This is a genomic window from Photobacterium chitinilyticum, from assembly GCF_004104355.1.
GTDB classification, from domain to species: domain Bacteria; phylum Pseudomonadota; class Gammaproteobacteria; order Enterobacterales; family Vibrionaceae; genus Photobacterium; species Photobacterium chitinilyticum.
Window position 1 is genome coordinate 1 of record NZ_RJLM01000003.1, and the last position, 15870, is coordinate 15870.

The following is a 15870-nucleotide window of genomic DNA, read 5'->3' on the forward strand; positions in this document are numbered from 1 at the left end:
GGCAAGGCCTCGATAATCAATTACATTACCGGATACTACAGCCAAGTCAGGCCACATCAATACAATGGTGGGCTAACACCGAACGAGTCAGAGCGCCGCTTCTGGCTCACCCATAAAACCGTGGCCAGTTTTACTTGACCACTTCATACCGCTTCAATGATTAGCTTGATGCTTTATCGAAGCAAAAGTTGGAAGAAGTGGTTGAATATCAGTGTATGCTGGCTCGTTGTTATGCTCGGGGCTAATTATTATCATTTCTTCGTCGGTGATGCCTATGCGTTTGGAGCTAAAGAAATAACAAACACCAAGCAGTCACTACCCGAACTTGATTATACCGTCTACCCTGGCCTGGCTCCGGTCTATCAGGCACAGCCCATCAACATTGTTGTGGTGGGTAGTACCCCCCAGAAACTCATGGACGAACTAGGCTGGATTGAAAATAAGACCTTCTCGCGAGATGACGTTACGTTTAGTCGTTACTTAAGTTTACTTTCTAAAGAGCTTCCTCCGATATCAGATCTTTACTGGGATCGTCAGCCACAATGGTACGCCTATCAACTTGCTGGTGATCTGATCAACAGGAAACACATTCGCTGGTGGTATGCAGGAAAAGAAGCACAATCGAAAAAGGAAATATGGGTTGGATCTGTCAGTTATGATAACGCACTAAAGCTTGCGCACTATAAGGGAATAATTACCATCTTGCATGCGATCGATCCTGATATCGACATGGAAAGGGATAAAGTTGCAGAGAGCGCCTCAGAGGCTGGGTGGGCAGTCCAATACAAGCAACTAGGCAAACCCGTCGCCTATTCAAAAAGCCGTCACTATTTCAGTGACGGCCGGGTCGTCGTACTCTCAAAGAAAAAGAGCATAAACAAAATATGACTCGCCGCTAACACATAGGCTGGCGGCGATGCTCGCTAATATTAACGTGGGCGAGCAAATACCTGAGTCCAATAAATACTGTACTGTGCACTTGAATTAGTCACTGAAGCGGCTCCCATCTGGGTAAAGTTTGCACCCATGATGTTTTTGCAGTGACCAGGGCTGTTAAGCCAGCTATCCATTACTGTAGCAAGATCTTTCTGGCCAGCAGCGATGTTTTCACCTACCGAGCTCCAGCTATAGCCCTGATCAGATACACGATCGCTTGGCTGATCGCCATTCAGGCCCGTGTGGCTGAAGAAGTTATAGTTCGCCATGTTGCTTGAGTGGACAAACGCAGCCTGCTCTAGACTATAATCCCACGTTAGTGCAGGCACTGCAGGCATCATCTGACCGCCACAATCACGAGCCTGTGCACGAGCAGCATTTACCGCCGCTAGCATCTGATCTGCAAAGTCCCCGCTCTGTGGCTCGCCATTGCTGCCGTTATTTCCGGAATTGCCATCGTTATTCCCAGAAGTACCACCATTATCAGAGCTACCGTCACCTGAAATTACCGTTCCGTTTCCAGAATTTGAGCCACTGTCAGCAACGGCACCATCATCAGAGCCGCCACCTGAACCACAACCTGTAACTAATAGCGTAGAAAGAATTAATAGTGATAATGTTCGCATGGGTACATCCAGTATATGTATAATTGAATTTATGATTTCCAAATAAACTTATATCGTATCCAAACAGCAAAAAAGTATATTAAGAAAACAAAGATTTGTTTCTAAGCCAATTCCCAATCAGCCTTAATGTGGTGAACAATATACTGACTCACAGCTGAACAGTTCAATATGCAACGGTTATTTTTCACACATCCTGACACACTTTTGACAAATAACACAAAACGAAAACACTGTTCAAGAACAAATAAAAACAATAAAATTCAATGCACTACCAACACAAAAACAAACATTTAATAATTGTAGACTTTTTAATGCAAGCGTATCCAGATAACTTGAATTATTTAATCTTTTCGTGCAAGAGCATATCCGAAAAGTTTGACATTCAGTTGAGACTGATATTAATAAGAGAAAAAACCAACCGCAAATAATTACAACTATTAACTTTATTATTGGTGTTTATTTGCGGTCGGTTATTAAAGTAGGATATTTAGCAATGCTGTTTATACCAATGCTTTCAACAGAGCTATTTACCAGAAGGACTATGCCAAATCATCCTGTGTAACACTCACCCCTTTGATTTGCGCAAAAACCTCATCACCAACCTTTAAGCAGAGCTCGTCAGCAGCCCATAAAGTAAGATTAGCCCAAAGCTGCGCCTCTCCAACACGAAGTCTTACTGCCACTTTCTCCTCCTCATTAACAGAAAGGATCTTATCAATCCTTGCCATCAATATATTTCGGATACTCGTTTGTTCCGGCTTAGCTTTAGTAATCGACACATCATTAGAGTGAATACGCACCCTTACCCATTCACCACGCGGGCGATGAAGCTTGCTAACCCATAGACAGGCATCATGGCTAAGCATTACCTGTGTCAAAGCATAGTCCGGATGAGTCTGATTTACCCGGGCGCTGATCAATGAACTTTGCTCTTTGGCTGGCAACCACGGTCGCATTTCAGGTGAACCCCAAACGCTATTAACATTACCTGCTACAACAACCTGCCCCTTGTTGATCATCACCATAAAATCAGCAAGACGTAAAATTTCATCAAGGCTGTGAGTCACGTAAAGAATAGGTGTATTTACCTGCTTAGCCAGTTTCTCCAAATACGGCATAAGTTCCTGCTTGCGGGGCAGATCCAGCGACGCCAATGGTTCGTCCATTAACAACATATCGGGTTTCATCAACAATGCCCTGCCAATAGCAACCCGCTGCTTTTCTCCCCCCGATAATGACGAAGGATAGCGTTGCAGCAAGCTATCAATTCCCAAAAGCCGAACCACATCATCAAAATGCGTTTGATCTTTGTCACAACAGCCATAGGTAAGATTGCCAGCTACAGTATAATGCGGAAATAAACGAGCATCTTGGAATACATAGCCGATCTTTCTTTTTTCGGGCGGCAGGAAAATCCCCTTTGCGCTGTCGCACAATATTCGGTCACCCAGTTGAATACTGCCTTTATCGGGTTTGCTTAAGCCACTCAACACATTAATCAGTGAAGTCTTACCTGTACCTGAACGGCCGAAAATTGCAGTAATTCCCTGCATAGGCAGGTCAAGCTTGATATCCAGTTCAAGGCTTCCAAGCACTTTTTGTACGTCTATTGTTAGCATTGGGCCTCCACTCGGTTACGTGCCATTCTCGTCATCCATTCAGAAACCAGCAATGAAGCCAAAGCAATAACAATTGCAATAATACATAAGCGCGCCGCTTCAGTTTCGGCACCCGGTGTTTCTATGAAAGAGAACATTGCCAACGGAATCGTCTGTGTCTCACCAGGAATATTAGAGACAAAAGTAATCGTTGCACCAAACTCACCCAAAGCCCGAGCAAAAGCTAGAATAGTTCCGGTCAAAATACCCGGGAGCGTGAGTGGAAGCGTAATTGTAAAAAATACTTTCACCGGGCTGGCACCAAGCGTTCGGGCCGCCTGTTCCAGCTTAAGGTCAACCCCCTCTAACGCCAGACGAATAGAACGAACCATTAACGGAAAGGAAACCACAGCCACTGCAATTACCGCTCCTCGCCAACTAAAACTGAACGTCAGACCAAACCAATCATAGAGTGTTCTGCCAATGATTCCCTGCCGCCCCATTAAAGTAAGCAGAAGATAACCAATAACAACGGGTGGCAGTACCAATGGCAAATGTACAATACCATCCAGAATAGCTTTACCATGGAACTGACACCGAGCCAGTAGCCATGCACACAAGATACCCAATGGCAGACTTACCAGCACCGCCACCCCTGAAATTTTCAAACTGAGCAACAGTGCCTGAAGCTCATAATCTGTTAGCACGCTTAGTTAACTCCAAAACCGTATTTTTCAAAAATCTCGCGCGCTTGATCAGACTGCAAGAACTCATAGTAGGCATCAACTTGTGTGTTAGCCTTATCTTTAACAACTGCGACAGGATATGTAATGGCCGTATGGCTGTTATTCGGTAACTCAGCAACAACTTTTACCTTCTTGGAAATCAAGGCGTCGGTTTTATACACAATCCCAAGCAATGCTTCCTGCTTTTCAACCAGCAGCAATGCCGAACGGACACTGCTTGCCCGAGCAAGCAATGGCGATGCCTTCTGCCACAAACCAATCTTCTCCAACGACTCCTTGGCGTAAATACCAGCAGGAACGTGTTTCGGATCACCCGTAGCCAACCGCGTCCCGTCAAGTGCCTTGGCCAGATCCCATGATGCATTTACTGTAATGTTATCTGCTGGGTACGAATTAGGCGCCACTAACACTAAGCTATTTTTCAGCAAACTTTTACGTGACGATGATTCGATAACCTGCTGCTGCTCAACATAATCCATCCACTTTTCATTGGCAGACAGATATATATCAGCCGGCGCCCCTTGCGCAATCTGCCTGGCAAGTGCTGATGATGAGGCAAACGAAAGCGTTGACTGAGTACCCGTCTTTTCCTTGTACACAGCAGCCACTTCATTCATTGCGTTAGTCAGCGAAGCCGCCGCGAATATTGTGACCTTCTCTGCTGCCAGCACAGAGCTCGATACTCCCAGAGCACAACTTACAGAAAATAAATATGTTAACAAGCGCTTGTTCATTTTTAACCTCTAGTTATCAGCATACTCAATAGCGTTATATAGTAAAGTATATAACGCCAACTGAAAACCTCCCTATCTCTCATTTTTTTTGGAAAAGCTGTCGATAAAAACACTTCCTCCACTTTGCAAGGAAATAAATAGTTCAAGTCGTTTTGCAACGCCCTCGACTGGAATTGCCTATAATTCTAGTCTCTTAGCATCTGGCAATTGAGAAAGATTTGAGCGTCAGGCTCAACACCAGTAAAGTCGAATGTTTCCAAAAATTCTTGCTCTTGTTGAGAAAACATCTAAGCCACAAAGCTTCTGAACCAAGTTCAGGAGCATGCTTGATTTAAGTTTTCTTAGTTGTCATTGTTCACCTCGTTAGTGCTTGTACTCACTTAACTCAGTGTTCAAAACTCCTGGTGCGGACAACGCTCGCAGAAAGCAGACTTGACCCCATTTCATGTTGTTAATGTAGCTTGTAGCACCCAAACTACTTTTATGTGAAAAACCTTGCCTCTCCCTACGTATTCCGATAAGAATGATACGTAATTCTAACGGAAACAGACGGATAACTATGGATCTCAATCTGCTTAAGACATTCGATGTCGTTATGAAAACACGAAGCGTTAATAAAACAGGCGAGAGCTTAGGCATTACAGCTCCTGCCGTTAGTCATGCGCTCAACCGACTACGAGAACAGTACCAAGACCCACTTTTTATTCGCAAAGGACGTGGCATTGCACCAACCAATTTCGCTATCGAATTGCATGAAGAGATCCAAGAGCCTTTGAACCTACTAATAAATGGTGCTAAATCGAGACAACATTTTAATTCTAAAGCGAGTCAACGTACGTTTCGCATCTCGAGTCACAAAGATCTAGATTTAGTACTCGTGCCACCACTTATTGATTATCGAGACCAATACGCTCCAAACGTCCAGCTGTCAGCAGGTGTCGAGCATGTTGACGAAAAAAATCGTCAAGATGACTTACGTATGCGCAAGGTGGATCTTATTATCACCACAACCCCTCTAGACGAGCATGGCTACCACAATGAATTCCTGCTTGAGCTACCATTGGCTGTTGTATGTAACAAAGAGCACCCTCGTATTCAGGGCTCATTAGACCATGAACAGTTTTTTGCAGAGCGTCACCTATTGTGGGGCACGCAACGCCTGAATCAAGATATCCTTGATTCATTGGTTCGCGAGCCGCAACCCTCTCGCCGTATCGCCTATAAAACTGATTCTATCTGCAATGCGGTAATGATGGCTGCACAAACCGATTGGTTATGTGTCGCAAGCCAATGGCATGCTGATCTACTTGCTGCTAGCCACCAACTGCAAGTTTTCCCACTCCCGTTTGAATTAATGCCTCTGTCTGTCTACATGACTTGGCATCATTCTCAGCAGCAAGATACGGGGCATCAATGGTTAAAAGAGTCCTTGCTGAATGTCACAAAGAAGTATCGATAGCACTATCGTAAATTAAATATAACTAAATCCACATTTAAGCTTCAGACCATCGATCAATAAATCCAGAATTCATATTATCTCCTCATCGACGAACGCATATCCGTTCGGACTTTCAGAGAGAGATGACTTATGAACTTTCAAAAATCAATTGTATCTTTATCTATCATTGCCGCTATTGCTCCAGCATTCAGTTTCGCAGCGCCAACAACAAGTGCACCGAAAGACGCGTCAAGTTTCACCGTTGAGAAAAACGACCAATTGAAACAATACCTAGACTTCGCAAATCAAAACGACTTTGACGATGCTTCTCGTGGATTCATTGCCACTTGGCCAGAAAAAACCATTAAGGACGCTGATGGCAAAGTTATTTGGGATTTCAGTAAGTACGACTTCATCGAACAAGATAAAAATACCGATACCATTAACCCGTCACTGCTTCGCCAAGCAAAATTAAACAACATTGATGGCCTATTCAAAGTGAAAGACGGCATCTACCAAGTGCGTGGGTTTGACCTATCAGTGATGTCCTTCATTCGTGGTGATGTAGGTTGGGTAGTAGTTGACCCACTGATCTCACCAGAAACAGCTGCTGCTGGCCTAAAGCTACTTCGTGACAATGTTGAAAATTTACCTGTAACAGGGGTTATTTTTACCCACTCACATGTTGACCACTTCGGCGGTATCTTAGGCGTAACCAGCCAAAAGGACATTGATGCAGGTAAAGTCGACATTCTTGCGCCAGAAGGGTTCTTCTCTCACTCAATTGCTGAGAACTTAATGGCGGGTAATACCATGTCACGCCGCGCATCATACATGTACGGTAATTTGCTTGATGCGAGTAGCAAAGGCCAAGTAGACGGAGGATTGGGTAAGACTACCTCTTCTGGTGCACCTGGCATTGTCAAACCTACGCATATCGCCAACATCACGGGCCAAGAGATGGGAGTGGATGGTGTTGAGCTAGAGGTCGTGATGGCTCAGGAATCCGAAGCACCTTCAGAGTTCATGTTCTACTTCCCACAGTACAAAACCATGATGGCAGCGGAAGTAATGACGCACACTATCCATAATATCTCGACGCTACGCGGCGCTAAAACGCGTGATGCTTCTTCATGGGCACAATACATTGATGAAGCGCTACATACGTACGGTGATAAAGCGGACACCATGATTGCGTCGCACCACTGGCCAACCTTTGGTAAAGAAAAAATCCAAAACCAGCTAGAGAAAACACGTGACATGTACAAATTTGTCCATGACCAAACGCTTCGTTTAGCTAACAAAGGCTACACACCAAATGAGATGTCAGCATCGATTAAGCTGCCAGATTCATTGGGCAAAGAATGGTACAACCGTGGTTACTACGGTACGGTATCGCACAACGCACGTGCAACGTATGATTTCTACTTTGGCGCATGGTGGGATGGTAACCCAGCAAACCTAAATCCGCTTACTCCAACTGAGCAAGGCACAAAATATGTCGAAGCAATGGGCGGTGAAAAGAAAGTCATCGATCTAGCTGAAACAGCAATTGAAAGGGGCGAGTACCGCTGGGCGGTAACATTACTCAACAATGTCACTTTCGCAAACCCAGAAAATATGGATGCGCGTTACCTAGAAGCCGATGCAATGGAGCAATTAGGTTACCAAGCGGAGTCTGGCCCATGGCGTAATTATTACCTCGGCGGTGCAAAAGAGCTTCGTCAGGGTATAAAACCTGTCGCGACACCAAATACCGCTGCAATCGCGAAGAACATGCCGTTTGATCAGTTCATGAACTACCTTGGTGTCACTGTAAAACCTGACGCAGCGAAAGGCTTAGACATTAAAGTCAATATCGATGTGAAAGGCGATGGCCAATACGCAATGGATTTAAGTAACTCGGTACTCAAGTCCTACTCAGACAAACAATTTAGCGACGCAGATTTGACGATTACCATGACACGTCAAACATTCGAAAACATGATGACAAAAAAGGCAACACTTCAGGAGGAAATCAAAGCAGGTAACTTTAGAGCTTCTAATCAAGTTGAGTTTAACAAACTAATGTCTGTGTTTGACCAATTTGATATGTGGTTTGGTGTTGTAACACCATAAGCCACTATTAAAATCCAAATAGTTGTTTAAGTGAAAGCCCGTCATCCGCGGGCTTTTTGTAGTGTTCTGCACCAGTAGTTGCTAATTGACATTAGAGTAATAGCCTCTGAACCTTACTGAGAATAGAATTACCTATGCTTAAGTTAAGTGCCAAGTTCCTGCAGCTCGTTTATATCTGTTTTTTTGCCTTTGCTTGTTCGTATACTGCCTGAATACTCATATAACGACAAAGCCCGCTAATAAAGTGACAGAAACGTGTCTATACCTACCTCCTTTAGCAACGAAATCTGTCGGTTCGGTAAATAATCGCTGATTATCATGATAACCTAACTGGCTCCCTTAGTTTGTTACAACGTTTGTTTGCTAAAAAAATCAGATGCAACCGTCAGAAAATCTGTGGTGATGCCATTCCAATATCGCCAAGTATGGCCACCAGGCGCAGTCTTGTATGTAAAATCAACGCCTTCATTTTTTAACAACTTAACAAGGCTTTCATTGCCGGAAAAACTAATATGGTCATTAGTACCACAATAGATATAAAGCTCTGGCTCCATGGTGATTTTTTCCGATTGGAATTCAGGATAATAACTCAGATCAAAATAACCACTGAGTGGCACAGACAATCCAAAAACATCCTGATGGCGATGCGCTAAATAAAGTGCGCCAAATCCTCCCATAGACCCCCCCGAAATGGCGGTAAATTTTTTACCCAATTTTATGCGGTATTGACCCCTTACATAGGGAATTAACTCCTCCATAATATGGATTTCTCTGTTGTTCACATACTGACTTTTGTCGCCATAGGGCATGACTATAATAAATGGTTCAATTGCACCTGCATGAACAAGATTATCCATGAAGTTTTGAACCTTCCCATCTCTTACCCACTGATTTTGATCGCTACCATAACCATGAAGTAACAGTAGAAGAGGATAACTTTTGTGGCTATCTTCTGAATAACCCGGTGGCAGATATACAGTAAAAGGACTATTTTCACCAAGAGCTTTACTGTCAAAATCACTGTTAATGACTGAGCCATGAGGGATATTCGAGTTGACGCTTAATTCCGCAAGTTCTTTCCCTAAAACAATAACCGAATTTAAACCGTCAAAGCCATCATCTGTTGTTTTTGGATTGCTTTTATCATATATCCACTGTCCATCTACAACGAATTTATACTGCCAAGCTCCTTGTGGTAAATACAACGTCAAAGACCAATTATTGTTTTCTCCTCGCTGCATTTCAAATACATTATCTTGCCAATCACTCATCTCTCCAGCAAGATAAACAGTTTTAGCGTCGGGAGCTGTTAATGAAAAAGTGTGGGCAATAGTTCCTTCTCTTGGTGATAGCATCGAATTTTTTTCTTGAACTCCCGATTGGATCGACGCCACATTTACCGTCGCCAAAATAGTGCCATTTATTTTAGTTATGCCTGAACACTCTGTATTACCATCACTCCATTTCCAATCATAACGTCCTTCTATTTTCTGATTCTGAATTTTGGCAGTCGCAGCAAGATAGGTGGCTACGCCGCCATCAATAGACCAAGGGGGGACATTCCATTTAACATCTGTGCCATCAATCGTACCAGTAGCACCATAATTATTTGATAGTTCACACCCTTCCTGGGTGACTGTGAATACCATTGTTTCTTTTTTTCCTGAGCCACCGCATTGTGAGTTGTCAGTATCTGCAATCAACTCCCAAGTGCCTGCCACGGAGGAGCAAGCTGATATTGTTGAACCGGGATTAATATAGCTATTACAACCAATCATAACCAAGAGTAACGTTGCGCTAACGCCCCCAATAAACCGCCTTAATGCTCTATTTTTATTTATCATATTCAACCACAATCTATTGTTATTTCTATTATTTAAAATCACCATCCTGAAGCAACCCAAGTAAAAACTGACGCCCTAACTTGGACATTTCGGATAAAGAAGCATAGCGAAACTTATACTGATGACGATTAGATATCTAGCTATTCTTTTTTATTTTCTAACCAGATTCTAGTGCTATTCCCGTCGTCTTATCTGCTTCTAGGTAGGCTTCGAAAATATTTCCACCGTTACGATCTAACAAGAAAAAAAACAATGAATCACTAGCATAAAGAATGAGATTAAGATTACAAAAATCGGCACTAAACCTAATACATCAAGCTTGAGCAATATAAAGCCAAGTACCAACAGTATTGCTGAAATAATTACTATGGACTTACTAGGCACATGTTTTTGCATAGGAAACCTATATACTTCAAAATCTTGTGTAGGCTACTAACAATTAATTGCACATACTTTGATATAGTCGGCAAAGATTGAAGCTTATAGACGAGATAAGGTGCATCGCATTAAACTCACCTTATCCGCTGATCTTCACATCAAAAATGCCGAACGCAACGCGTAATATTGATGACTTTCGAAAAGCTATGGGTGAGTTGTTGCTTTTACCTCTTACAATAACTTATTTAGGGCAAATCCATAAAAACAAAATGTGAATGAGATGTTACCCAGCAATAAATGGGGCATAAACGTGCCAGAATAGTATATTTGACACATGTGTGCCTCTGGCACAAGGTAGAACAGAAATATGATAGTGCTTATTCTCATTTGAGCTTAAAACTAAACTTAACAAGCTTTAGGTTAACGGCTTTCTTCTATGGTAAGTTTCTATATAAATATACTGGCATATAAAAAATTGACAGTGAGATTGCGTTACACCCAAACAGATTGGAAGAGCTAAATAATGAGTATAGAGAACAACACGGAACAGAAACATGCTTGGCAAACCACTATGCCACACGACCAGTTTGCGTTTATGAAGAAGGTACTTGCCTCGCCTTCACCAATTGGTTTTGAAGCCGCAATGAGCTATGGCGTGATCAAACCTGAATTTGAATCTTTTATGCCAGCCGGTTGGGGGGTTCATCAGTTTAAAGGGAATGCGGGTTTGGTTTTCGATTCTCATCCGGGTCGTGATGACCTAGTTAGCGTGATGATAGTTGGCCATGCTGACAAAATCCGCATGCAGGTACGAAAAATTGATGACGATGGCAAAGTGTGGATTAACACCGACTCTTTCTTGCCAACAACTCTGATCGGTCATGAAGTCAAAGTATTTTGCCAGAACCCGGATGAAGCAAGTAGATTCAAAGTGATTGAAGGGTGCACTGTTGAAGCTCTGGGAGCGATTCACTTCTCCACACCTGCTCAGCGCACAGGCGAACAAGGTATTAAACCAGAATCGATTTATCTGGAGCTACACACCCATGGTGAAGATCGTAAAGCACAAGTTGAAGCTTTAGGGCTACGCCCAGGTGACCCGATTCTTTTAGACCGCCCAATTAAGCATGGTGTTTCTCAGGATACTTTTTATGGTGCTTACTTAGATAATGGTCTGGGTTGTTTCTCTGTCACTGAGATTGCGCGTTTAGTGGCCGATGAAGGTCTTGATAATGTTCGTGTCCTTTATACCATTGCAACCCATGAAGAGATTGGCCGATTTGGCTCTACACAGTTAGTGGGTGAGCTTAAGCCAGACGTATTAATTGCAACTGACGTGAACCATGACTACGAAGCAGCGCCGGGAATTGGCAACCGTAAAATGAATCCACTGAAGATGGGTGATGGCTTTACCATTGGCCGTGGCTCTGTTACTTCAGAATTTTTAGTTCAGTCTTTAGAAAATGTCTGCCGCGAGCAAGACATTCCTTACCAGTTAGACTTCTCTGGTCGTGATATGGGCACAGATGGTATGGCTGCTGCATTAGCCGGCGTTGATAGCGCGGCAATCACCATTGGTTATCCAATTCGCAACATGCATACATCGTCAGAGTCTGCACACACGGGTGATCTACTTGCTTCTATCCATGCTCTTGCCGGATTATTACGCCAGTTTAATTCACTAAATGATGGTAAGGGTATTACGCGTGATGATCTAAAAAATAGCCATATCCGTCTGGATCACATCTAACTCACGGTTCATTCTGAATGACTAAACAGAGGTGCACAATCGCGCCTCTGGTTGTTTACATGTTATCCGTGAGCATTGAATGGGGTATAAAGAGGCTAAACTGAATGGCACCGTGACATTAATATTTAATAACTAAACGTATTCAACTAGGCTAAATAAAGATTCGTCCTCTCAGCCCAAATACAAAAGCGTTACTCTCACTTGAAAGCAGTGGGTTATTGATCCACTGTAGATCCGGTGTTAGCTGAAAGTACTCCCCAAACTGCATGTTATAGAAAACCTCAATAGCCGATTGGTTCTCATCTGTTCCCCAAGCTTCTTTGTTTGCCTGACTCCAGTTAACCGCAACACCAACGTTATTATTTGGTGTACCGAGTGCAAAGTAACCAAACCCAGCAGAGACCGAAACATCATAAAGCGCCGCATCACCTTCAAATGAGAACCCACCGCGTAAAAAAGGCATCAGCTGTGGCGTGGCAAAATAACTCAACGAGTAATTCAAGCCTTGACTTGCAAACGCGCCATGCCTGGCACTGCCATCATCATTAAATGTTGCATCGAGATGCCAATAAGTCAGATGAATATTATCTGTATAGATCTGCTCTTGCGAAGCCGTCCAGCCAAGCTCTAAAGTTGTAAAGTAGTCGTGTTTATTAAACAGAGTATCGAAGCCTTCAAACACATCTTCAATGTCCGATCGGCCATTAGCATCAGCCACACCCGCTACTATATAAAAATTGTCGGTGAGCATATGGCCAGCAGAGAGAGACAGTAAACCATCATCAGGCAATCCCATTGCCCCCGCCCCTGTTTGAAAGGCGAGATTAGAAAATGCTGTCCATGGGCTAGCCAAAGCGTAAGTATCAACGTAATCAGTCACATCCTGAAAACCAACAATGATTGAGGTTTTGCCGCTATTCAAGCGCTGCTTCCAGTGAAAATTAGTAAGGCGGCTACCTTGGTCATTAAATGCAGGCTGAATAAGGCCAATATAACCCAAGCCCTCATTACCGCTGAAACCAGAAAGGAAGGAATAATCTTTCGGTGGATAATCAGAGTAAGCATGCCGGTGTTCAACCTTCCATACCAAGCCCCCCGTATTACCTGTATCACGCCCAATAATATCCCACTGCCCATAGAAACGAGCCACACCGCCACTGGTGCTAACACGATTACCTTCACTGCCATTGGCCGAATTAAAGCCGACCGAGTTGTAATCGAGACCAAGAGTCACCCCCTTTTGCACAAGCCCTTCACGCCACGAGCGTTTCTCCGCGGGCTGCCCTGAGATAGTGTTCTCAACAGAGTCTGGACCTCCGAAATTTGCGGCAGAAGCAGCAGTTGAAAACAACGATGCAACCAATAGACCGCCACCATAGCTCTTAGTGTGTAGCATACACCTACCCTATCAAATCATGCTTACATTCAAACAATGCTCAATACGGTAAAACAACTCGTTATTGCGTATCAATTTGTATTGAGATATCACTCTAAATAAGATTAAAACTATTTATAATCAACTACTTTTGAAGCATCCAAGCTGTATCCCATCGTTATATTACTGATACCATCTACAATGTAGACATCTTCAGATTTAACAAACGAACTGATGATACCTTCCACCCAAACCGGGTGTTGAATATTTCTCATCTTGTACCCGCCAGGAAAGGATATCCGGACAATCTGGTTGGCTGGCGGTGGCGGCATATGTATACAAGCACCAGCAACAGGTACGAGTAAGAAATCGGTCGTCACCATAGCGTCAGAGAACTCTATTGGCACAAGAAATCCTGGGATTCGAACTTTTTTGCCATCGAACTCAGTGGTGATCGTTTCAGCCGCTTTTTTTTGCGCTTGTATGTACATTTCTCGTGATTTAAGCAACTCATCAGCATCAACACCTTCGATCTTTAGCTGCTTCTTTATTAAGGCTATACGCTCTAAATCTCGCGCTTCGCCAGATTGCATTAGTGTGAATATCTTTTGAAGCTGAAGTCGATTTTCATCACTAAGCTCAGGAAGCGTTATCTGATTTATTGGTGTTTCTGGCCTTAATTCTTGCCAATCAAGATCAATGGGGGCACTAGCGTTGCTGTATAAAGGTACAAATGCGAATAGCAATGGAATTAGCTTGTTCAAAACTACACACCCTTTCATCAAGCTCTGCATCATCAAACTCGGTGTCATCAAATCCACTCTCAACAAACACTGAAGTCACGGTACTTAAAGAAAGATTCACCTAGAGAGTATTCTTATAGATCACACCATCTTTCATGATGAGCTTAATCGTCTCAGGGCTCTCTGAACGCTTCTCTGCACCAAACCACTTATCACCAGTACCGACCACTGAAAAGTCACTTAATGGGTTGCCCTCGAGCAAAAGGATATCTGCGTAAGCACCAGCTTCAATCACACCCAATTTTGCTTGAGGGTATGGGTTAGTAAAATCACCAGTCAGCTTTGTGATTTCTCCACCGACTGACGTCATAGTCTTCAAAGATTCGTAAGGCCCAAAGAAATCATTGTTTAAGTGTTTTTCGTAAGCAATCTGAATATTACATGCATCGACAGAGCCAACGCAGTCAGTCTGGAATCCACGCTTAACCGGGCACTTCTTCATGTTTGGTATGTAATTTTTAAACGTTTCAGTCGCTGATTTCGCTTTCGCCAGACTAGAAGGAACATTTTTTACTGCAGGAATGTCTAAAAGACCAGGATCAAATGCTGTCAGGTTCGTAGTTATATATGCCCCTTTTTCATTCATTTTTTCGGCTATTTCACAATCAAAAGCGAAGCCATGCTCAATGGACATTACACCAGCATCGAGAGCGCTAAGAATCGCTTCCTTACGGTAAGAGTGAGCCATCACATAACTGCCATAACTTTCAGCAACCGCAACTGCTGCCTCAATTTCTTCAGGGGAGCCAGCCAGAAGCTGCCAAGGGTCAAATGCAGATACAACGCCACCAGACTGCATGTATTTCAGCTGCGTTGCCCCCATGCGAAAATTGTTTCGGGCGTATTTTTTAACCTCAGCAACACTGTCAACTTCTTGCGAGAGGTTTAGGCGGCCAAAATTAGTTTCTGTACCAACAGGGGCCGAGTAGTTTGCAAAATCGGCGTGACCACCGCGAGTGCCCAGAAATGCACCCGATGGATAGTAACGTGGACCTACAATCTCTCCTGCATCAATAGCTCTCCTCAAACCACCGTTTGCACCACCAGCATCACGCACAGTGGTGAACCCTTGCATCAGATACATCTCAGCCATTCGGGTGCCATGGATGGCAAAGTCTTCCCAGGTCTTATCGGCCTCCATCGCTGGCAGGTTCGGCCCCATTAACATCAAGTGAGCATGGTTTTCAATAAAGCCAGGAGTGAGGGTTTTGCCCGTACCATCAATGACAGTCGCGTCGTCTCGAGCATTGATTTTCTCAGCGGAAATGATTTTGATGATATTCCCTTCAACCAAGACATGATGATTTTCAAACAGCTTATTTTCAATTCCATTAAATATATCGACATTCATAAAAACAATTTGGTTTACTGGTTGCTCAGTAGGTGGCTTTTCTGTCGCAAAAGCCACTGAGGTCATCATGCTAAGCGTAGATGTAAGAATAACCTTCTTCATTTAAACCCCTATAATAATAAGTTTTATCGTCATTGGCATAATGCCCATATATTTGGGCAATATAGCGTTGT

The 15870-nt window shown here is 43.4% G+C and carries 12 protein-coding genes and 1 pseudogene; 5 read left to right on the forward strand and 8 right to left on the reverse strand.

Annotated features, from left to right (window positions below):
* Together EDI28_RS09090 and EDI28_RS09095 are read left to right on the forward strand one after the other, a co-directional pair.
* Nucleotides 1-138: pseudogene (locus EDI28_RS09090) on the forward strand (IS3 family transposase); the annotation flags it as partial.
* Nucleotides 139-201: 63 nt separating this feature from the next.
* The gene (locus tag EDI28_RS09095) at nucleotides 202-888 is read left to right on the forward strand and encodes an LssY C-terminal domain-containing protein (RefSeq protein WP_233353328.1); all 687 of its coding nucleotides are present in this window, start codon (nucleotides 202-204) and stop codon (nucleotides 886-888) included.
* A 41-nt stretch (nucleotides 889-929) separates the two neighbouring features.
* On the opposite strand, the gene EDI28_RS09100 is transcribed toward EDI28_RS09095, so the two are convergent.
* From EDI28_RS09100 to modA, 4 genes are all read right to left on the reverse strand, one after another.
* The gene (locus tag EDI28_RS09100; protein WP_128783556.1) at nucleotides 930-1562 is read right to left on the reverse strand and encodes a CAP domain-containing protein; all 633 of its coding nucleotides are present in this window, start codon (nucleotides 1560-1562) and stop codon (nucleotides 930-932) included.
* Between the two features lie 539 nt (nucleotides 1563-2101).
* A complete protein-coding gene (gene modC, locus EDI28_RS09105) occupies nucleotides 2102-3181 on the reverse strand; it encodes a molybdenum ABC transporter ATP-binding protein ModC (protein ID WP_128783557.1) in 1080 nt (359 codons plus the stop codon).
* Nucleotides 3175-3867 carry a molybdate ABC transporter permease subunit gene (gene modB / locus EDI28_RS09110; RefSeq protein ID WP_128783558.1) on the reverse strand — a complete coding sequence of 231 codons (693 nt, stop codon included), beginning with the start codon at nucleotides 3865-3867 and terminating at the stop codon, nucleotides 3175-3177. Before modB ends, modC begins: the two co-directional genes overlap by 7 nt.
* A 2-nt stretch (nucleotides 3868-3869) precedes the next feature.
* A complete protein-coding gene (gene modA / locus EDI28_RS09115; RefSeq protein WP_128783559.1) occupies nucleotides 3870-4640 on the reverse strand; it encodes a molybdate ABC transporter substrate-binding protein in 771 nt (256 codons plus the stop codon).
* Between the two features lie 559 nt (nucleotides 4641-5199).
* Here modA and EDI28_RS09120 point away from each other — a divergent pair.
* The gene (locus EDI28_RS09120) at nucleotides 5200-6099 is read left to right on the forward strand and encodes a LysR family transcriptional regulator (RefSeq protein WP_128783560.1); all 900 of its coding nucleotides are present in this window, start codon (nucleotides 5200-5202) and stop codon (nucleotides 6097-6099) included.
* 129 nt (nucleotides 6100-6228) lie between these two features.
* A complete protein-coding gene (locus EDI28_RS09125) occupies nucleotides 6229-8196 on the forward strand; it encodes an alkyl/aryl-sulfatase (protein ID WP_128783561.1) in 1968 nt (655 codons plus the stop codon).
* Between the two features lie 347 nt (nucleotides 8197-8543).
* Here the strand turns inward: EDI28_RS09125 and EDI28_RS09130 are convergent, their stop codons facing one another.
* Nucleotides 8544-10040: an alpha/beta hydrolase-fold protein gene (locus EDI28_RS09130; RefSeq protein WP_164918522.1), complete on the reverse strand. Its 1497-nt coding sequence runs from the start codon at nucleotides 10038-10040 to the stop codon at nucleotides 8544-8546.
* Between the two features lie 901 nt (nucleotides 10041-10941).
* On the opposite strand from EDI28_RS09130, the gene EDI28_RS09140 reads away from it, so the two are divergent.
* Complete coding sequence (locus tag EDI28_RS09140) at nucleotides 10942-12168, forward strand: M20/M25/M40 family metallo-hydrolase (RefSeq protein ID WP_233353329.1); 1227 nt, start codon at nucleotides 10942-10944, stop codon at nucleotides 12166-12168.
* A 151-nt stretch (nucleotides 12169-12319) separates the two neighbouring features.
* Here the strand turns inward: EDI28_RS09140 and EDI28_RS09145 are convergent, their stop codons facing one another.
* The 3 genes from EDI28_RS09145 to EDI28_RS09155 all read right to left on the reverse strand — a co-directional run bounded on the left by EDI28_RS09145 (nucleotide 12320) and on the right by EDI28_RS09155 (nucleotide 15763).
* The gene (locus EDI28_RS09145) at nucleotides 12320-13564 is read right to left on the reverse strand and encodes a carbohydrate porin (RefSeq protein WP_128783563.1); all 1245 of its coding nucleotides are present in this window, start codon (nucleotides 13562-13564) and stop codon (nucleotides 12320-12322) included.
* A gap of 110 nt (nucleotides 13565-13674) precedes the next feature.
* Nucleotides 13675-14307: a DUF3299 domain-containing protein gene (locus EDI28_RS09150; RefSeq protein ID WP_128783564.1), complete on the reverse strand. Its 633-nt coding sequence runs from the start codon at nucleotides 14305-14307 to the stop codon at nucleotides 13675-13677.
* Nucleotides 14308-14407: 100 nt separating this feature from the next.
* Nucleotides 14408-15763, reverse strand: a complete 1356-nt coding sequence (locus EDI28_RS09155) for a metal-dependent hydrolase family protein (RefSeq protein ID WP_428431390.1) — start codon at nucleotides 15761-15763, stop codon at nucleotides 14408-14410.
* Nucleotides 15764-15870: the final 107 nt, after the last annotated feature.